At 30.7% G+C, this 20,575-nt stretch carries 20 protein-coding genes; 1 reads left to right on the forward strand and 19 read right to left on the reverse strand.

Annotated features, from left to right (window positions below; all coding sequences use genetic code 11):
* Positions 1-186: 186 nt before the first annotated feature.
* From frr to CPJCM30710_RS02390, 8 genes are all read right to left on the reverse strand, one after another.
* Positions 187-744, reverse strand: a complete 558-nt coding sequence (frr, locus tag CPJCM30710_RS02355) for a ribosome recycling factor (RefSeq protein WP_212902567.1) — start codon at positions 742-744, stop codon at positions 187-189.
* Between the two features lie 11 nt (positions 745-755).
* A complete protein-coding gene (gene pyrH / locus CPJCM30710_RS02360; RefSeq protein ID WP_212902568.1) occupies positions 756-1,469 on the reverse strand; it encodes a UMP kinase in 714 nt (237 codons plus the stop codon).
* Between the two features lie 86 nt (positions 1,470-1,555).
* Positions 1,556-2,470 carry a translation elongation factor Ts gene (gene tsf, locus CPJCM30710_RS02365; protein ID WP_212902569.1) on the reverse strand — a complete coding sequence of 305 codons (915 nt, stop codon included), beginning with the start codon at positions 2,468-2,470 and terminating at the stop codon, positions 1,556-1,558.
* Positions 2,471-2,538: 68 nt separating this feature from the next.
* The gene (rpsB, locus tag CPJCM30710_RS02370; RefSeq protein WP_212902570.1) at positions 2,539-3,240 is read right to left on the reverse strand and encodes a 30S ribosomal protein S2; all 702 of its coding nucleotides are present in this window, start codon (positions 3,238-3,240) and stop codon (positions 2,539-2,541) included.
* 209 nt (positions 3,241-3,449) lie between these two features.
* Complete coding sequence (gene codY / locus CPJCM30710_RS02375) at positions 3,450-4,226, reverse strand: GTP-sensing pleiotropic transcriptional regulator CodY (protein WP_212902571.1); 777 nt, start codon at positions 4,224-4,226, stop codon at positions 3,450-3,452.
* 158 nt (positions 4,227-4,384) lie between these two features.
* Positions 4,385-6,469 carry a type I DNA topoisomerase gene (gene topA / locus CPJCM30710_RS02380; protein WP_212902572.1) on the reverse strand — a complete coding sequence of 695 codons (2,085 nt, stop codon included), beginning with the start codon at positions 6,467-6,469 and terminating at the stop codon, positions 4,385-4,387.
* Positions 6,470-6,511: 42 nt separating this feature from the next.
* Positions 6,512-7,567 (reverse strand): DNA-processing protein DprA, encoded by a 1,056-nt coding sequence (gene dprA / locus CPJCM30710_RS02385; RefSeq protein WP_212902573.1) that lies wholly within the window; start codon positions 7,565-7,567, stop codon positions 6,512-6,514.
* 14 nt (positions 7,568-7,581) lie between these two features.
* Positions 7,582-9,114 (reverse strand): YifB family Mg chelatase-like AAA ATPase, encoded by a 1,533-nt coding sequence (locus tag CPJCM30710_RS02390; RefSeq protein ID WP_212902574.1) that lies wholly within the window; start codon positions 9,112-9,114, stop codon positions 7,582-7,584.
* 108 nt (positions 9,115-9,222) lie between these two features.
* Here CPJCM30710_RS02390 and CPJCM30710_RS02395 point away from each other — a divergent pair, with 108 nt between their 5' ends.
* The gene (locus CPJCM30710_RS02395; RefSeq protein WP_212902575.1) at positions 9,223-9,588 is read left to right on the forward strand and encodes a YraN family protein; all 366 of its coding nucleotides are present in this window, start codon (positions 9,223-9,225) and stop codon (positions 9,586-9,588) included.
* Between the two features lie 98 nt (positions 9,589-9,686).
* Here CPJCM30710_RS02395 and CPJCM30710_RS02400 read toward each other — a convergent pair whose 3' ends face one another.
* From CPJCM30710_RS02400 to smc, 11 genes are all read right to left on the reverse strand, one after another.
* Positions 9,687-10,511 (reverse strand): ribonuclease HII, encoded by an 825-nt coding sequence (locus tag CPJCM30710_RS02400; protein ID WP_212902576.1) that lies wholly within the window; start codon positions 10,509-10,511, stop codon positions 9,687-9,689.
* A gap of 10 nt (positions 10,512-10,521) precedes the next feature.
* On the reverse strand, positions 10,522-11,439 hold the full coding sequence (gene ylqF / locus CPJCM30710_RS02405; RefSeq protein WP_212902577.1) for a ribosome biogenesis GTPase YlqF: 918 nt from the start codon (positions 11,437-11,439) through the stop codon (positions 10,522-10,524).
* 175 nt (positions 11,440-11,614) lie between these two features.
* Positions 11,615-11,959, reverse strand: coding sequence for a 50S ribosomal protein L19 (gene rplS, locus CPJCM30710_RS02410; protein WP_212902578.1), 345 nt, complete (start codon positions 11,957-11,959; stop codon positions 11,615-11,617).
* A gap of 115 nt (positions 11,960-12,074) precedes the next feature.
* Positions 12,075-12,785, reverse strand: coding sequence for a tRNA (guanosine(37)-N1)-methyltransferase TrmD (trmD, locus tag CPJCM30710_RS02415; RefSeq protein ID WP_212902579.1), 711 nt, complete (start codon positions 12,783-12,785; stop codon positions 12,075-12,077).
* Positions 12,775-13,272 (reverse strand): ribosome maturation factor RimM, encoded by a 498-nt coding sequence (rimM, locus tag CPJCM30710_RS02420; RefSeq protein WP_212902580.1) that lies wholly within the window; start codon positions 13,270-13,272, stop codon positions 12,775-12,777. The genes trmD and rimM overlap by 11 nt, the downstream gene beginning before the upstream one ends.
* A gap of 58 nt (positions 13,273-13,330) precedes the next feature.
* Positions 13,331-13,558 carry a KH domain-containing protein gene (locus tag CPJCM30710_RS02425; RefSeq protein ID WP_212902581.1) on the reverse strand — a complete coding sequence of 76 codons (228 nt, stop codon included), beginning with the start codon at positions 13,556-13,558 and terminating at the stop codon, positions 13,331-13,333.
* Positions 13,559-13,610: 52 nt separating this feature from the next.
* Entirely contained in the window at positions 13,611-13,859 is a 249-nt protein-coding gene (gene rpsP / locus CPJCM30710_RS02430) for a 30S ribosomal protein S16 (protein ID WP_212902582.1), read from the reverse strand.
* 36 nt (positions 13,860-13,895) lie between these two features.
* Positions 13,896-15,251: a signal recognition particle protein gene (ffh, locus tag CPJCM30710_RS02435; protein WP_212902583.1), complete on the reverse strand. Its 1,356-nt coding sequence runs from the start codon at positions 15,249-15,251 to the stop codon at positions 13,896-13,898.
* Positions 15,252-15,261: 10 nt separating this feature from the next.
* On the reverse strand, positions 15,262-15,600 hold the full coding sequence (locus CPJCM30710_RS02440) for a putative DNA-binding protein (RefSeq protein ID WP_212902584.1): 339 nt from the start codon (positions 15,598-15,600) through the stop codon (positions 15,262-15,264).
* Between the two features lie 81 nt (positions 15,601-15,681).
* Positions 15,682-16,596: a signal recognition particle-docking protein FtsY gene (gene ftsY, locus CPJCM30710_RS02445; RefSeq protein ID WP_212902585.1), complete on the reverse strand. Its 915-nt coding sequence runs from the start codon at positions 16,594-16,596 to the stop codon at positions 15,682-15,684.
* Between the two features lie 11 nt (positions 16,597-16,607).
* The gene (smc, locus tag CPJCM30710_RS02450; RefSeq protein ID WP_212902586.1) at positions 16,608-20,165 is read right to left on the reverse strand and encodes a chromosome segregation protein SMC; all 3,558 of its coding nucleotides are present in this window, start codon (positions 20,163-20,165) and stop codon (positions 16,608-16,610) included.
* Positions 20,166-20,575: the final 410 nt, after the last annotated feature.

The following is a 20,575-nucleotide window of genomic DNA, read 5'->3' on the forward strand; positions in this document are numbered from 1 at the left end:
TTATATATCCTTGGAAAAATCATTGCATATCAAGGCTATTTTCCTGAATTGATTAAGGATTGAAGTATTTATCTTTAAAAATATAATTAAACCACTATTAACATTAAATTATGATTAAATTATCTATATAATTGCTTTAATATAAATTTCTAAAGAATAAAAAAACCTGCTAAAGAAAGCAGGTTTTTATATTGACATAATCTCTTTTTCTTTAGCTAGTATTATATTATCTATTTCTTTTACGTAGTTGTCAGTAATCTTTTGAACATCTTCTTCGCCTTTTTTTATCTGATCTTCTGATACTTCGCCATCTTTCTTTGCAGCTTTTATCTTTTCATTAGCTTCTCTTCTAATAGATCTTATAGCAACTTTTGCATCTTCTCCATGTTTCTTTACATTTTTAACAAGATTCTTTCTTGTTTCTTCTGTTAACTCTGGTACTAATAATCTTATAACTGATCCATCATTTGAAGGATTAATTCCTAAATCTGATTTAAGTATAGCTTTTTCTATTTCCTTAAGCAGTTGCTTTTCCCATGGAGTAATTAATAGTAATCTTGGTTCTGGTGCTGAAACATTTGCTACTTGGCTTAATGGACACATACTACCATAGTATTCCACTTGAATTCTGTCAAGCATTGTTGGATTTGCTCTGCCTGCTTTCATAGTTGCTAATTCGGATTTTAAGACTCCTAAAGTCTTCTTCATTTTCTCCTCAGAAGATTTTATAATATCTTTAATCATAATGACCCTCCTTATTTCTTACAAACTAAAGTTCCTATTTCTTCACCCATGATTGCTTTTCTTATATTTCCTGGTTGATCAAGACCAAATACAAGTATAGGAATATTGTTATCCATACAAAGAGATGTAGCCGTTGAATCCATAACTTGAAGACCTTGTTCTAAAACTTCAATATATGATAATGTATCATATTTCTTTGCATCAGAGTATTTATGAGGATCCTTATCATAAACACCATCTACTTTTTTTGCAAGAAGTATAACATCTGCTTCAATTTCAGCTGCTCTTAGTGCTGCTGTTGTATCCGTTGAGAAGTATGGATTTCCAGTTCCAGCTGCAAAAATAACAACTCTGCCCTTTTCTAAATGCCTCATTGCTCTTCTTCTAATAAATGGTTCTGCTACTTCTTTCATTTCGATAGCTGTTTGAACTCTAGTCATTACTCCTATTGATTCAAGAGAATCTTGAAGTGCAAGAGCATTTATACATGTAGCTAGCATACCCATATAGTCAGCAGTAGTTCTATCCATTCCTTCTCCACTTCTGCCTCTCCAGATATTTCCACCACCTACAACTGCTCCAACTTCTACTCCTAAATCTACTAGTTCTTTAATTTCACTAGCTATTCTCTTAGCTACAGCAAAGTCAATACCAAATCCATTTACGCCTGATAAAGCTTCACCTGAAAGCTTAAGAATTACTCTTTTATATTTGCAACATTCCATCTTCTAACCCCTCCACTAAATTATGTATTTTTTAAAAGACCATATTTTAAAAAAAGAGAACACAGTGTGTTCTCTTTTGTTGTTGACTATTTTCCCTGAACTTGCTTTGCAACTTCTTCTGCAAAGTTTTCTTCTTTCTTCTCTATTCCTTCTCCTCTTTCGAATCTAACAAATCTGTTAACTTTTATTGGAGAACCAACTTCAGTTGATTTTTCTTGTAAGTATTTAGTTATGCTCTTATCTCCGTCTTTAACCCAAGCTTGATCTAATAAACATACTTCCTTGTAGTACTTTTGAATTCTACCCATAACCATCTTATCTACAATTTTTTCTGGTTTTCCTTCATTTAGAGCTTGAGCTCTGTAGATTTCTTTTTCTTTTTCTAATGATTCATTGTCAACATCTGCATTTGAAAGGAATAATGGGTTAGCTGCAGCAACTTGCATACATAGTTCTTTAGCTACTTCTTCAACTACTGGACTTTCAACATCACAACCTAATTCAACTACAACACCTATTCTTCCGCCACCGTGAATGTAACTTTGAACTAGTCCTTTCTCTACTGAGAACTTCTCAAATCTTCTTACTGTCATGTTTTCTCCAAGCTTAGCTATTAAAGCAGTTAAAGCTTCTGTAACAGTTTGCTCATCATTAAACTTTTCACCTACAAATTCTTCAACACTAGCAGCACTAGTTGTTGATGCCATTTCAGCTAATCTTGCAGCAAATGCTACAAAGTCTTCGTTTGCAGCAACGAAGTCAGTTTCACAGTTAAGTTCAACAATTCCACCTTTTTTCTTATCTGCTGAAATAAAAGTTTTAACTATACCTTCAGCTGCAACTCTTCCAGCCTTCTTAGCAGCTGCTGCAAGTCCTTTTTCTCTTAGTACTTCAACAGCTTTTTCCATATCGCCATTTACTTCAGTTAACGCTTTCTTACAGTCCATCATTCCAGCGCCAGTTCTTTCTCTTAGTTCCTTTACAGCTTGTGCAGTTACCATGCTAATTCCTCCTTAAAATGTTAAGTTAAAAGGTAAATGAAGATATATCCTCACCTACCCCCTATATACTATTCTGCTAATTGTTCGCCTTGTCTTCCTTCGATAATAGCATCAGCCATTTTAGCAGTTATTAGCTTAACAGCTCTTATTGCATCATCGTTTCCTGGGATTACATAATCTACTTCATCTGGATCACAGTTTGTATCAACTATTGCTACAACTGGTATACCAAGAATCTTAGCTTCTGATATAGCATTCTTTTCTTTTCTTGGATCAACAACGAATAAAGCTCCGATGTTGTTTGAATTTAATTCCTTTATTCCACCTAGATTCTTTTCTAGTTTTTCCTTCTCATTTCTTAACTTAATAACTTCTTTCTTTGGAAGAACTTCAAATGTTCCATCTTGTTCCATTAGCTCTAACTCAGCTAATCTTCCTATTCTTCCTTTTATTGTCTTGAAGTTAGTTAACATTCCACCTAACCATCTGCTGTTTACAAAATGCATATTTGCTCTTACAGCTTCTTCTTGTATAGCTTCTTGAGCTTGCTTCTTTGTACCTACGAAAAGTACATCCTTACCTTCAGTAGCTACTTCCTTTATGAAGTCATAAGCTTCTTCTACTTTCTTAACTGTCTTTTGAAGATCGATTATATATATTCCATTTCTTTCTGTGAATATATATGGAGCCATTTTAGGGTTCCATCTTCTAGTTTGATGTCCAAAATGAACACCCGCTTCTAATAATTGTTTCATTGAAATTACTGACATTGTGTTACCTCCTCGATTGGTTAATCCTCCACTATCGTCATATCTATAGGAATTCCCATTGGGCACCATCTTATAGATTGGATAATGTGTGTATTTCTTACCTCTGATAGTATATCATAAGGATATAGGGCAGGCAATACATAAATTAAAAAATTATTAAAAGTTACCATAAAAAAATAAGAAGGACTGTATCCTTCTTACATTATAACCTATTTTATCTTTTTTAATTCATCAAGTAATTTTTCATTTAATATTCTAATATGAGTTCCCTTCATACCAAGAGATCTAGATTCAATTACTCCTGCACTTTCAAACTTTCTTAAAGCATTCACTATTACAGATCTAGTTATTCCAACCTTATCTGCAATCTTTGAAGCTACTAATAATCCTTCGTTGCCATCAAGTTCATCAAAAATATGTTCTACCGCTTCAAGTTCTGAATAAGATAATGTTCCAATTGCAAGTTGAACTACAGCCTTTTTTCTAGCTTCATCTTCAAGCTCATCTTGCTTTGCCCTTAACATCTCCATACCAACTATTGTTGCACTATACTCAACTAATACTAAATCTTCATCAGTAAATACTTCTCCAAATCTTGCAAGTAAAAGAGTTCCTAGCCTTTCTCTATTACCTACTACAGGAACGATAGTTGATAATTTATCAGACACTAGACATTTACCTTCTCCTCCAAACACGCATTCTCCTCTGCTTGAAAGGTTAGCTAGTGTGTCTTGTACATTTAAAAGCTTATTATTATAATCATCCGGAAATCTTTTATCATCTAGTACTTTTTTCTTCATGATATCACATTCAAAACTATCTGAGAAGGTATGACCTAGTATTTTTCCTTTTCTACTAATTAAATAAACGTTGCAAGATAGCACTTCACTTAACAATTTACAAACATCTTCAAATGCAACTGGCTCAGTCCCTGACTTCTGTAGTGTTTTATTTAACATCCTTGTTTTACTAAGTAGTGTTGACATGTAATTCCTCCTCATATTTAAACCATGTATGTTAACTGCAAATATATTTTAAATATTGTGAATTGTTTAAATTTTAAAAATTGTTTTGTATACCCAATAATCTTAACATATTGAATTACTAATTTCAACACCCTTTTTATATGATTCGACACGCCGACCTATTTTTCATCTTTATCTAACTTAACTTTATGGCTACATTCTTTATTTGTACACTCTAAGTAGTTACCTTTTGATTTACTATATTTTATCACCATGCAAGAATTACAATTTTCACACTTTTCCTTTGCTGGTTCATACCAACTAACAAAATTACATTCAGGATAGTTTGAACAACCATAAAACTTGTTACCTTTTTTACTTCGTTTAATCACAACTTTTCCACTACATAATGGACATGAGGCATCAATCTCCTCAACTATAGGCTTAGTATTATGACATTCCGGATATCCAGGACATGCTAAGAAGTTCCCAAATCTACCTTGCTTTATAACCATCATTTTTCCACACTTATCACAAGGCACATCACTTACTTTATCTTCTATAACAACTTTAGAAACTTCCTTTTCAGCCTTTTCTATAGCCTCTCTTAAAGGACCATAAAATTCATTTACAATATGAGTCCAGATTTCCTTTCCTTCTTCTATATAGTCTAATTTCATCTCCATCTCAGCTGTAAAATCAGTATCAACTATTTGTTTAAAATATTCACTAACTATATTATTAACTATAAATCCTAGCTCTGTTGGAACTAAGTTCTTTTTTTCTCTTTGAACATATTTTCTTTCTATTAATGTTGATATTGTTGGAACATAGGTACTTGGTCTTCCTATACCTCTTTCTTCTAACAATTTGACAAAAGATGCTTCATTATATCTAGCTGGAGGTTGAGTAAAATGTTGTTTACCATTAATACTTTCAGGAAGCAAAGTTTCTCCTTGTTCAATTTCAGGTATAATTATTCCATCATTATCATCTTCATTCATATATTCATATATTTTCATAAAACCATCAAATTGAACAGTTGATCCTGAAGCTTTAAGCTTATATTCCCCATTATTAATTTCAATAGAATTCGTATTTAAGATACAAGAAGCCATTTGACTTGCAATAAATCTTTGCCATATTAACGTATATAACTTATATTGTTCTGTTGAAAGATTCGCCTTTGCAACTTCTGGAGTTATTTCCACCATTGACGGTCTTATAGCCTCATGTGCATCCTGTATATTCTTCTTAGTTTTATAAAGTCTTGGAGTTTCAGGAGCATATTCTTTGCCATACTTATTTAATATAAAATCTAAGGCGCTATCTTGTGCTTCCTTAGAAATTCTTACTGAATCAGTTCTCATATAAGTTATAAGGCCTATTGTTCCATATCCTTTAACCTCAACACCTTCATAAAGTTGCTGTGCAATTGACATTGTTCGTTTTGTTTGAAAATTCAATTTTTTGCTAGCATCTTGTTGTAACGTACTTGTAGTAAAAGGAGGTAGTGGATTTTTATTTTTAGCTCCTTTTTTCACCTTAGAGACTACAAAATCATTCTGCTTTAATTCAATAATGACTTTATTTGCCTCTTCTTCTGAGTAGATTTCAAACTTTTCTCCCTTATATGTTGAAATTTTAACATCGAACTTTTTATTACCTTTTTTTAGTTTTGTGTCAACAGTCCAGTATTCTTTCGATACAAAGGAATTTATCTCCGCTTCTCTGTCGCAGACAAGTTTTAACGCTGCAGATTGAACTCTACCAGCACTCAAGCCCCATTTTACATTTCTCCATAAAATTGGACTAATTTCATAACCAACCAATCTATCCAATACTCTTCTAGCTTGTTGTGCATCAACTAAACTGTGATTAATCTCTCTTGGTGACTTAATTGAATTTTTTACCGCATTTTTAGTAATCTCATTAAATTCGATACGACATTTTTCTTTATCATCTATTTTTAATACGTTAGCCAAATGCCAAGAGATTGCTTCGCCTTCTCTATCAGGGTCTGTTGCTAAATATATCTTATCGCTTTTCTTTGCAAGCTTCTTAAGTTTATCCAAAAGCTCCCCTTTACCCCTGATAGTAATGTATTTTGGATTAAAGTTATTTTCCACATCAACACCTAATTGACTCTTAGGTAAATCCCTAACATGCCCCATTGATGCCTCAACTATAAAATTTTTACCTAAATATTTTCCTATGGTTTTAGCCTTAGCTGGTGATTCAACTATTACAAGATTTTGACCCATCACTTACTCCGTAAAACTTCGGAGTGTTCACCCCCTTAGTTTTTAATTTATCTTAACATAATAATTACCTAATAAACATATTATTTCATTTTTGAATTGCATTTCAAATAATAACTCATAAATTAATGACGTGTCAATATTGGTATTTCTTATAATTTCATCAATATGCACTGGTTTATCCTTTAATAACTTCAATATTTGAGATTTTAAGGTATTACTTGTTAATTTTTTATTAAGCTCTTTTATCTTTAATAACTCGTATAGTTCCTTAATATCTGTAAAAACAAATGCACCATCTCGTATAAGTTTATTTGTTCCTTTACTTTGAGCAGAAAAAATTGAACCTGGTACTGCTATTACATCTTTTCCTTGATCCAATGCATAGTTAGCCGTAATTAGAGATCCACTCTTTTCACCAGCTTCTATAACTATCACTGCGTCACATAATCCACTTATTATTCTATTTCTTCTTGGAAAATTATATGGCAATGGTTTTACTCCCAAAGCAAATTCTGATATTATACATCCAGTATCAGTAATTTTCTTATACAACAACTTATTATAAGCAGGATAAACAATATCTATACCACACCCTAAAACCGCACAAGTAAAACCATTAGATGATACAGCAGACTTATGTGCTTCTGTATCAACACCATAAGCCCCCCCACTTATAATGTTTACTCCTAATTTAGATAAACTATTACTTATTAGATTTGTAGCTTGTAATCCATATCCAGTACAGTGTCTGGAACCAACAATAGCAATATTTCTACCTTCATTTAATTGTTTTATATTACCCTTATAAAAAAGAGCATATGGTGGCATTTCTATCTTTCTAAGAGATTGAGGATAATCTTCATCATTAATAGTTGTGATATTAATGTTATTGCTTTTCAATTTATTAAAATACTCTAATAAAACTTTTTCATCAAATGGTTTTATTATATTTTTCTTCACGCCATTATATAAACAATATTTTACAACCTCATTATAATTAATACAAATATTTTCTTCATTATTATATAATTTTATTAAATGATGTTTTAAATTATCCGTAATGTTTAACATAGAAAACCAAACTTTGTAAGTTTCCATAAAATCACACCTACTTATATAACATCTCCATTTATAAATTTTCTATAATAAAGCGCCTCAACTATATGAGATTTATTAACTAAATCCACATCATCAAGATCTGCAATAGTTCTAGCTATCTTTAAAATTTTATCTATAGCACGAGTGCTTAAAGAAAACCTTTCATAAATATTAGCTAAAAACTCGTCTGTTTCCTTGTCTAATATTATAAACTCCTTAATTTGATTATGACTTAATTGTGAATTGTATTTAACATTTAAATGTTTATATCTTTCCATCTGTTTTATCCTTGCATTCTCAACTCTCATTTTCATTTGTGAAGATTTTTCACCTTTATTTGAAACACTTAACTCATTATAAGAAAGATATGGAATATTTATATAAAGATCTATTCGATTTAGCAATGCACTAGATAACTTCTTAATATATCTTCTTTTTTCCTGATCTGTACATACGCACACTTTTCCTTCATTTAATATCCCATCATTTCCACAGGGACATGGATTAAAAGCAGCTACAAACAAAAAATCTGAAGGATAGGTTACACTACCTGAAATTCTGGTTACGTTTACTTTCTTTTCTTCTAAGGGCTCTCTTAAACACTCTAAAACTCTTTTATCAAATTCTAAAAGTTCATCTAAGAAAAGAATTCCTCGATGTGCTAGTGTAATCTCCCCAACTTTAAGTTCCCTTCCTCCACCCACCATTGTTATCGTTGTGGTTGTGTGATGTGGACTTCTAAAAGGTCTTTTTTTTATAATGCTGCCCTCTTTATTTAACATTCCAGAAACACTATATATCTTAGTTACCTCTACACTCTCTTCATAACTTAAAGGAGGAAGTATAGAAGATAATCTTTTCGCTAACATTGATTTACCTGAACCCGGAGGGCCATAAAGTAATATATTATGATTTGCGCTAGCAGCTATTTCTAAAGCCCGCTTAGCTGTCTCATGACCATACACATCAGCAAAATCATAAACTTCACTTTCCTTTTCTTCACTTATTTTAACGTTTAAAATTGAAGGTTTCATATCTTCATAAATTAAAAAATTAGCTACTTGAACTAGATGTTTAAAAGAGAATAGTTTTAAGTCCTTTATAATTGAGCATTCATGTAAATTATCTTCAGGAATAATTAAATTTTGTATTTTCTTATTCTTACCTTCTATAGCTATTGATAGACAACCATTTACAGCTCTTATATCTCCATCAAGCGAGAGTTCTCCTACTAATAAATATTCTTTTGGAGATTTCAATTTAATTTGATTACTTTCTATTAATATTCCTATAGCAATTGGCAAATCCAACAATGTACCAATTTTCTTAATATCTGCAGGAGCCAAATTTATAGTTATTCTCCCTAAAGGAAATTTAAATCCACTGTTTATTAATGCCGCTCTAACTCGTTCTTTAGATTCTCTTATAGATGTATCCGGCAAACCTACTATACTAAAAGACGGAAGTCCTTTTGAGATATCTACTTCAACATTTATTAAATTTCCATCTAGACCATTAAAAGAAGCACTTAAAATTTTAGTAGTCATTAGCATCACCTCCTTAATGATTATTGACCACTTATTTTTATTAATAATCACTATACTATTATAACGGTAAAATTTGGTCAAAAATATAATTGTAGGAAGGTGGTATTTATGAAAAAATATAATAAGTTAATTGGCTCTTTCGGTGAAAATATAGCAAAAAACTACTTAATTAACGCAGGATATAACAAACTAATTTGTAACTATTATTGCAAATTTGGAGAAATCGATTTCATAGGGTGGGATGGTGAAGTATTATGTTTTATTGAAATAAAAAGTAGGTACAGTCTTCTATTTGGTAGCCCATCTGAAGCTGTTACCTACTATAAAACTCAAAGAATAAAAAAAATAGCACAACTTTATTTATATAAATATAAAATAAATACCTCTAACGTAAGATTTGACGTATTGGAAGTTAATCTAAATTATAAAAATAATGATATTTTAATTAATTTAATAAGAGATGCTTTTAGATAATGCTATATAAAAATTCTATATTAGATTATACTTAGCAGCTCAACGCTTGTGCAAAATTATACTATAGTAATTTTTAAGATTTAAATTTGTAGATTATATTATCTACATAAAATGTTATTTAAAAATGACATTCTATGTATTTCACTTGGACCATACTGCTGAATAGCCTCAATATGATTTTTTGTTCCATATCCTACATTTTGTTTAAATTCATATTGAGGATAGGTACTATGATAATCATTCATAATATTATCCCTATATACCTTAGCAATTATAGAAGCACAGGCAATCGATGCGCTCTTTGCATCACCTTTTACCACAGCTTTGTTTAAAATTTTTATATTTCTTACCGGATAACCATCAGATAATACAATCTCTGGCTTCACCGATAATCCATAGCAAGCATCTAAAAAAATTCTGTTGTTGCAATAAGCAATTCCTTTTTCATCAATTTCCTTATTGCTACACTCGGCTATATTATATGCTATTGCTTTTTGTTTAATAATTTTTGATAATTCTTCTCTTCTTTCATTGTTTAATGCTTTAGAGTCCTTTATACCTAAAATTATATCATCTAAGCTATGTAAATCTAAAATCACTGCTGCAGCAACTATTGGACCAGCTAATGGACCTCTGCCTACTTCATCAACTCCGGCAATATAATTAAAATCACCAAAACTTTTGTCAAAACCGTACATTAAGTTAACTCTAGAAAATTCATCCTTTAGTTTAGAGAATTTATTTTCAATTTTCCTAGAAAGTGCTTTTATATTTTTTCTCTCATCAGTAGAAAGAATTTTAGCTATCTCTTTAATAACTGATTCATTTTCCAAATCTATTTTAATATCAGATAACAATTCATTAACTTTTTTAAAGTTATATTCTGATATATTTTTCCTTAAGTCTTCTATTAAATATTCCAAAAAACCACCTCTATTTAGGCTCTTCTAAAGAGATATTTTCAGACTCTTCTAAAGAGATATTTTCAGACTCTTCTAAAGAGGTTTTTTTAGGCTCTTCTAAAGAAATCTTTCCTATTTTTCCACCTCTAAATTCATCTAATATTATGACAGCTATCCTATTATAGTCTATCTCACCACCTGATACTATTGCGCCTCTTTTTCTTGCTATACTATTTAAGGTTTCTAGTGGTTCTTCAGAAAGTTCTTCTATTTTATATCTTGCCTTTAGTAATTCAGGATGTAATGTTTGAAGTCTATCAACGAGCTTTAATGCTAGCTCTTCTATATCCATAATTTCATCCTTAATAGCTCCAGTGAATGCTAAGCTTAATGCAACTTCTTCATCCTCAAATTTTGGCCAAAGAATCCCAGGAGTATCCATAAGTTCAATACCGATTGACGTTTTAATCCACTGTTTACTCTTTGTAACACCAGGTCTATCACCAGTTTTAGCAATATTATTTTTTGCCATCCTATTGATAAATGTAGATTTTCCTACGTTTGGTATTCCTACTACCATAACTCTAGTAATAATTTTAACTAGTCCTTTAGATTTTAATCTATCATGCTTTTCCTTTAATAATTCCATAAGTATTGGTTTAATATTCTTAATGCCTTCACCTTTTAAGCAGTTTACTTCTATTGCTCTTACATCTTCTTTAGAAAGGTGGCGAATCCAGTCCTTAGTAACTCTTGAGTCAGTTAAGTCACTCTTATTTAACAGTATTAATCTAGGCTTACCCTTACACAACTCTTCTACATCTGGATTGGCACTAGAATATGGAATACGTGCATCTCGTATTTCAATAACAGCATCAACCAGTTTTAAGTTCTCCTTAATTTGTCTTTTAGTTTTAACCATATGTCCAGGGAACCAATTTATAGCCATAAAATCAGTCCTTTCAATTATTATATTTTATATAAAAGTTATAACTCGATCATTATTATAAATAGCATTTATATTAAGTTTCCCATAAAATAAGCTCTTAAAATAAATTCTTAAAATAAATTCTTAGGTAATAAAAAACGGAGCTAAATTAGCCCCTGTTTTTTACTTAATTATATTAAATTAATTCTTTAACCTTAGCAGCCTTACCTACTCTATCTCTTAAGTAGAATAACTTAGCTCTTCTTACCTTACCTCTTCTAGTTACTTCAAGCTTTTCGATGATTGGTGCGTTAAGTGGGAAAGTTCTTTCAACTCCTACATTGTAAGCAATTCTTCTAACAGTGAAAGTTTCTCTTAATCCACCATTTTGTCTCTTAATAACAGTTCCTTCGAAAACTTGGATTCTTTCTCTATTTCCTTCTTTTACTTTAACGTGAACTTTTACAGAATCTCCAACGTTAAATTGAGGTAAATCAGTTCTAATTTGTTCTTGCTCTATTAATCTTATTACTTCGTTCATGTGCATTCCCTCCTTAGTGTAATTTTGACGTTCATACCAATGAGTTGACAGAGGAACGCCCGTACTAGCACAAAGGTAATTTTATCATAAGTATATTACTTAGACAATACCTTTTTTATTTTTCTTTTAATAGTTTAACATCTTCCTTTGTAAGTTGTATTTTCTTGAAAAGATCTGGTCTTCTCTGTTGAGTTATTATTAAAGATTTTTTTCTTCTCCATTTTCTAATATTATCGTGATGCCCTGAAAGCAAAACCTCAGGTACTCTTTTACCTTCAAAATATTCAGGTCTTGTATATTGAGGATATTCAAGAAGTCCACTATAAAAAGATTCATCTTGAAAACTTTCTTCTCTGCCAAGTACTCCAGGAATTAATCTACCTATACTATCTATTATAGGAATACAGGCCATCTCTCCCCCAGTTAATACAAAATCACCAAGGGATATTTCCATATCAAAATACTCATATGCTCTTTCATCTATACCCTCATAATGGCCACAAATAAATATTAGTTCTTCTTCTTTTGATAATTCTTTCGCTATCTCTTGATTAAATGTTCTGCCTCTTGGTCCCAGAAATATAACTTTTCCTTTATTTTTTTTCTTAATATCCTTTATACAATCTACCACTGGCTGAGCACTCATTACCATTCCTGCTCCTCCACCATAAGGATAGTCATCAACTTTTTTATGCTTACTAGTAGTGTAATCCCTAATATTTATAGCTTCAATAGTAAGAGTCTCATTTTTTTGTGCTCTTCCTAGTATGCTATGATTAAAGATATCAAACATTTCTGGAAAAAGAGTTAAAATATTAATCTTCATCTTGCCATTCCCCTACTGGTCGAATTACAATTTTTTCATTTTCTATATCTATTTCTAACACTATTTCTTTTAATACAGGAATTAATACTTCTTTATTACCCTTAACCCAATAAACGTCATTACTTCCTGTTTTAATTACATCATACACTTTACCATATTCAAACCCAGTAGTATCATAAACTCTACAGCCAATTAAGTCAGCTATAAAATATGTATCCTCCGGCAACTCAATTGCCTCTTCTCTTGGAATTGTAAGATATTTTTGCTTATATTTTTCTGCATCCTCTATCGAATTAATTCCTTCTATCTTTAATATAACTCTATCCTTTTGAAACTTAACACCTTCAATGTTTCTTTCTACACCGTCTATTAAGACTTTTTTTAAATAGTTAAATCTATCAACATCTTCAGTTAGCGGAAAAACCTTAACTTCTCCCTTTAATCCATGAGTATTTACAATTTGACCAACGTTTAAAAATTGTTTCATAGAGTCACCCCTATTTCTTTATAATGTGTAAAAAGAGCTAGGGCAATCCTAACTCTTATTAGATAATTTCTACTACAACTCTTTTATTGTCTTTTACTGCTGCAGCCTTTACCACTGTTCTTATAGCTTTTGCTATTCTGCCTTGTTTGCCGATAACTTTTCCCATATCTTCAGGATCTACCTTTAATTCAAGTATTAATGATTGCTCACCTGCAACTTCTTTTACTTGAACAGCTTCTGGATTATCGACAAGTGATTTAGCAATTAATTCTACTAACTCTTTCATAAGAATCCACCGTAGGGCAATTCCTAAGGCAGAATTCACCTCCCAAGCATAATTACTTGTTTATACCAGCTTTATCAAAAAGTCTCTTAACGATATCAGTTGGCTGAGCACCATTACTTAACCATTTTGTAGCCTTTTCAGCATCTATTTTAACTTCTGCATCTGGTTTAGCTATTGGGTTATAGTATCCTATTTCTTCGATGAATCTTCCATCTCTTGGGCTTCTTGAATCAGCAACTACAACTCTGTAGAAAGGAGCTTTTTTAGCACCCATTCTTCTTAATCTTATCTTTACTGCCATGTTTTTCACCTCCTTTAAAAGCTAATTAATTTATATTTAACTAAAGAAAGGTAGTTTTCCTAACAATCCTTTTTTAGCATTCTTTTGTATTGACTTAAATTGCTTCATGTTCTTTTTCATCATCTCATATCCCTTTAGAAGCTTATTAACTTCTTGAATTGAAGCTCCTGAACCTTGAGCAATTCTCTTCTTTCTTGATGCAGAGTGTGCAACTAAACTAGGATTTCTTCTTTCTTTAGCTGTCATTGATTGAATCATAGCTTTAACTTTAGATAGTTGTTTTTCACCCTCTGAAAAATCTATGTCACCTAACTGTTGAGAATTAACTCCTGGAACCATTTCTAACAGCTTATTTAGAGGACCAAGCTTTTTCATTTGCTCCATAGCCATCAAATAGTCATCAAAATTAAATTCTTGGTTCATCATTCTATCACTAAGCTGTTGTGCTTCTTTTTCATCAATAGCTTGCTGTGCCTTTTCTATTAAAGATAACACATCACCCATTCCAAGAATTCTTGATGCCATTCTATCAGGATGGAACACCTCTACATCATTCATTTTTTCACCAACACCAGCAAATTTTATTGGCTTGCCAGTGATATGTCTTATTGATAAAGCAGCTCCCCCTCTTGTGTCACCATCTAGCTTAGTAAGTATAACACCTGAAACATCTAATGAATCATTGAAGGTGTCAGATACATTTACTGCATCCTGACCAGTCATTGAGTCAACTACTAACAATATTTCATTGGGATTTACTGCACTCTTAACATCTCTTAATTCTTGCATTAAATCTTCATCAATATGAAGTCTACCTGCAGTATCTATTATAACAAGGTTATATCCATTTTCTCTTGCATTAGCAATTCCTGCTTTTGCTATATCAACAGCGCTTACTTTGTCACCCATTGAGAAAACCGGAACATCAATCTGCTTACCAACAACTTCAAGTTGTTTAATAGCGGCTGGTCTATAAATATCACAAGCAACAAGTAGTGGCTTTTTATTCTTTTTCCTCATATGAAGCGCAAGTTTTCCACACATAGTGGTTTTACCAGCACCCTGTAAACCTACTAACATCAAAACAGTAGGTCCTTGATCTGAGTAATTAATTTTACTCTCTGAAACTCCCATTAAGGCAGTAAGCTCATCATTAACAATTTTTATAACTTGCTGTGCAGGTGTTAAGCTTTCAAGAACTTCTGCCCCTACACACTTTTCGCTTACATTAGCTACAAATTGCTTTACAACTTTATAGTTAACATCAGCTTCTAAAAGCGCAAGTTTTACTTCTCTCATGGCTTCTTTTATATCTTTTTCAGTAAGCTTGCCTTTTCCCTTGAGTTTCTTAAGCGTTTCCTGAAGTTTAGACGCTAAACCCTCAAAAGCCATGTTAACCCTCCTATCCGTTAATAATATCTTCTAAGACATTATCTATATAATCAATAATTTCAATTTGAAGTTCATACTTAACTTTTAAATCGTTAATTAATTTATTTCTTTTCTCTTTTTTTATATTGCCTTTTTCCAGCAACTTAAGTTTTTCTTCATAAGCTAGTAATTGCTTATAACATCTTTTTAGAAGATCATGTATTGCTTGTCGACTCGTATTATTGATTTCAGAAATCTCTGCTAATGATAAGTCGTCATTATAATACATAGTCATTATGTCCTGCTGCTTCTCAGTAAGCAAGGATCCATAATAATCTAATAAAAGAGAAATTTCAAACCTGTCTTCCATATAACCACCCAACTCACAAAAAATATAATATCAAAATACAATCTATGTGTCAAGTACTTTTACTTAACACATAGATTTTTTTTAAAATAGAGCTTCAGCAAAGCTTTCTGCATCAAATTCTTGTAAATCTTCTATACCTTCTCCTACACCAATGTACTTTACTGGTATATTCAAGGAATTTTTTATAGCTATTACTACTCCACCCTTTGCTGTACCATCTAGTTTTGTTAGAATAATGCCATCAATAGGACATGCCTCCATAAAATGTTTTGCTTGAATTACGGCATTTTGTCCTGTAGTAGCATCTAAAACTAAATATGTTTCTTTTTTAACATCACTATATTCTCTTTCCAAAATTCTATTTATTTTTGAAAGTTCATCCATAAGATTTTTCTTATTATGCAGTCTTCCAGCAGTATCACAGATTAATAGATTAACATTTCTTGCTTTTGCAGCTTGGATAGCATCATAAACTACTGCTGCTGGATCTGAACCCTCTTGATGTCTTACAATATCCACATTAGCTCTCTGACTCCAAATCTCAAGTTGATCTATAGCTGCAGCTCTAAAAGTATCAGCAGCAGCCAATACAACCTTCTTTCCTTCATTTTTAGCTTTAGCTGCTAATTTTCCAATAGAAGTAGTCTTCCCTACACCGTTAACCCCTATAATAAGAAGAACTTTTTTATCAGTTTCTTCAGTTTTATTATCGCCTTCTCCTTCTTTAAGCATTTCTGTAATTACTCTTTTAAGACATGGCTTTACTTCTGCAGGATCTTTAATTTTTTCCTCTCTAATTTTAACTTTTAATCTATCTATGATTTCCATTGTAGTTTCCATACCTATATCAGATGTAATAAGAATTTCTTCAAGTTCTTCATAAAGATCATCATCAATAGTAACTGCAAGATTTAGTATATCATTTATCTTGTCAGTTAAATTATCCCTTGTTTTAGTTAATCCAGTTTTTAATTTTTCAAATAGTCCTCCAAGCATATTAATCCTCCTTATGTTGTTAAATCCACAGAAACCACTTTTGATATGCCTTTTTCTTGCATTGTTATTCCATACATTATATCACTAGCTTCCATTGTTCCTTTTCTATGAGTTATAACTATAAATTGAATTTTTTCTGAAAATTTCTTAAGGAATTCAGCATATCTATATACATTAGCATCATCGAGAGCAGCTTCTATTTCATCTAAAATACAAAATGGTGTTGGCTTCATCTTTAGAATAGCAAACAATAAAGCAATTGCTGATAAGACCTTCTCACCACCAGACATAAGATTTATATTTTGAAGCTTTTTACCAGGTGGTTGAACATTAATATCTATATTAGAAGTAAGCTCATCACCTTCTGAAAGTATAAGTTCTGCACTTCCTCCTTTAAACAATTCAATAAAGGTTTCATTAAAATTTTTATTTAAAACTATAAAATTCTCTTTAAATACCTCTTTCATCTTAGAGGTCATCTCCATTATAACACCAAGCAACTCTTCCTTTGCTTTCTCTAAATCGTCCCGCTCATTACTCATAAATGTGTATTTCTTAGACAATTCTTTATATTCTTCAATAGCACTTACATTAACTGTTCCAAGTTTTGATATTTCTACTTTTATTTTTGATATATCGCCAGTATATTTTGATATATTCTCTATTTCTGTAGCTAAATCAAGGGCTTCAGCATAAGTAAGATTTAATTCATCATTAAGCTTATTGTAATAATTTTGTTTTTCAACTTCTTGCTTTGTTTTAATAATATCATTTCTATGAATTTCTTCTTCTTTTTTCCTAATCTCAAAAGTTAGACTTTCTATTCTACCATCTAAAACTTTAAGGTCATCCTTTAACTTAACTCTTATTATTTCTGAATTGGTAGCTTTATTCTCCAACTCAGCAATGGTATTAATTAGGATATCTATTTTCACTTTGTCTTCTTCAATTTTATTTTGCCAAACAACTCTATTATTTATAGATTCATCTATTAATGTATTTAATGCTTCTACTTTCTTATTAAGTTCTAAAATTTCTCTTTCTATTCTAGAAATTTCACTAATTTTATTTGAAACAACCTCATCTATCTGCGCTTTGGTAATTTTCTTTTCAGTTATTTCTTCTTTATTCTCAATTATTTTACTACTCACATTTTTTATTTCAATGTCAATATTTAATATTTTCTGCCTGTATGACAAATTTAAAGCTTCAAGATTTTTAATTTCATTATTCTTATCATTGATTTCGTTATCATACTTTTCAATCTTACTTTGGTTAAGTATTAATTCATTTTGAGCAGTCTTTATATTTGACCTTAGCTTTATAGTATCCTTATCTATATTAGATATTTCATTTTCAATTTTTGCAACTTCAACATTTTTATAATGTATTTCATCTCTTAAATTGAGATTTTCTTCATCTAGTATCTTAACTTCTTTTTTATCATTTTCTATAATAATATTTATATTACTAATACTATTTTTAGTATTTTCTAATTTAATACCTAATTCATCAATTTCTCTTTTTCTACTTATAATATTCGTACCTTTATTATATATACTTCCACCAGTTAAAGCACCGCCTGGATTTACCACTTCTCCATCTAAGGTAACAACCTTATATGAATAATTAGAAACCCTTGCTACATTTAAAGCACTATTCATATCCTTACAGATAATAGTCCTACCTAATACATATTTTATAGCATTATCAAACCTATTATCATACTTTACAACATCTGAAGCTATCCCAATAAATCCATCTACCGCTGTAACATTGCTATCAATAGACAATCTTTTACCCTTAATAATTGATAAAGGTAAAAAAGTTGCTCTTCCAAGCCTCTTCTCCTTTAAGTAAGAGATTAATTCCTTAGCAGTGTCTTCATCCTTTGTAATAATATTAGAAATTGAACTTCCTAATGCTATCTCTATAGCTGTTTCACATGTTTTTTCAACTGAAATTACTTCACCTAATACTTGACAATCCGTATCATCTACATGAACTAATTTCTTATGAATATGTTCCATTAATAACTTTACAGATTTGTTATAACCTTCATACTGCTTTTCTAAATTTGTAAGAATGTTTTGATTTGCTTCCAACTTATTAGCACTTTCAAGTAAATCTCTCAACTGTTGTTCATTCTTAACTATTTTAGCAAGCTTTTCAGATATCTGTTTTTTATTAGATTTAATTATATCTTCAATGTTCTCTATCTCAAGTTTTATAGATGATATCTTTTCCTCTAGTATAAGCTTAGTGGAAAGATTTATTTTAAGTGAATTTTCGTTATTAACACAATTTTCTTTTATTTGATCTATAGAATCATTTAGGTTTTTTAATTGATTTAATAATAAGCTTCTATTGTTATTAAATTCAGAAATTTTCTTAGTATTTTGAAGCTCTTCATCTTTAAGTGCTTGTAATTCACTCTCCTGAGATGCAATTGATTTAATTAGTTCTTCAGTCTTTATTTCTAAGTTTACTACATTTTCGTTTAGTTTTGTTTGAAGAATATTTTTTTCAACTAATTCTTTTTGTAGATTACTTCTACTATTGTCTAAACATAGTACCTTGCTATTTAATTCTTCAATCTCACTTCTATTATTATCTATGGAAACTTGTAAATTATTAATCCTTTCCTTAAGAAGCTCTATATTAGCTTGAAGTTCGGCGCATTCTTCTTTACTTTTATAGTAAACAACTCTTTCTTCACTTGAAGAACTTTCAATATCCTCTAATCTTCTTTCAATCTGCCGTAGATTATTCTTCTCATCAAGCAATTCTTTATCTAAAACTTCTTTTTCATTAAGTAGTTTGTATATTTTTCCACTCTGTTCCTCTATTACTTTTTCAATTTTTTTTATAAAATAAACATAAAGTGAAGTTTCTTTTCCTATTAATTCTTTAGAAAGTTCTAAAAAAACTTTAGCTTTTTCATTTTCAACTTTTAACGGTTCTAATCTCTCTTCATATGTAGAAATTATATCATTAATTCTAACTAAGTTTTGCTGAGTATTATCTAACTTTCTTTCTGCTTCATCCTTTCTAGTTTTAAACTTCACGATTCCAGAAGCTTCTTCAAGAAGTGCTCTTCTCTCTTCTGGTTTTCCACTTAAAATAGCTTCAATTTTACCTTGTCCAATTAATGAATAACCTTCTTTTCCAATACCAGTATCCATAAATAAACTTGTTATATCTTTTAATCTGCATTGAGAGTTATTAATAAGATACTCACTATCACCCGATCTAAATATTCTTCTAGTAATTATGACATCAGAGTAATCAATTGGAAGTTCTCCATCTGAATTATCTAAGATTAAAGAAACCTGTGCAAGGCCTACTGGCTTTCTGTATTGAGTGCCGGCAAATATAACATCCTCCATTTTTCCACCCCTAAGGGTTTTAACACTTTGTTCTCCTAATACCCATCGCACAGCATCAGAAATATTACTTTTTCCACTACCATTAGGTCCAACTACTGTCGTAACTCCTTTTTTAAAATTAAGTTCCGTTTTATCAGCAAAAGACTTAAATCCCCTTATCTCAAGAGATTTTAGAAACATATGTCCACTCCTTACTACTAATACAAGTTCAATATTTAATGAAACTATAGAGGCTCTTAACTTTAGATCCTCTTATAGATACACAACTTCATAACTAAACTTATAATTCATGAAAAAGCATTGCATGTCGAGGCTATTATGCTGCCATTTCACAAAGTGAAATCTGGCTCAAATTTAATAGGATCGATGCCTATTAAATTTTATTTAACATGAATTGTTTAGAAATTGAAGTTGTTTATCTTTAATACAATTCTCAATTTAGTTAAAAATTTTTATATATTTATACTTCTATTATAAATTGAAATAAACTTAATATAAAAATTATTGTAATCATTCCCATCATTATTTTGTTAATTCTTTTTCTAGTTTTTTTCTTCATTAAATTCAACTCCCTATTCTATATTAGTTTA

The sequence above is a fragment of the Clostridium polyendosporum genome, assembly GCF_018332455.1.
GTDB classification, from domain to species: Bacteria; Bacillota; Clostridia; order Clostridiales; family Clostridiaceae; genus Clostridium_AY; species Clostridium_AY polyendosporum.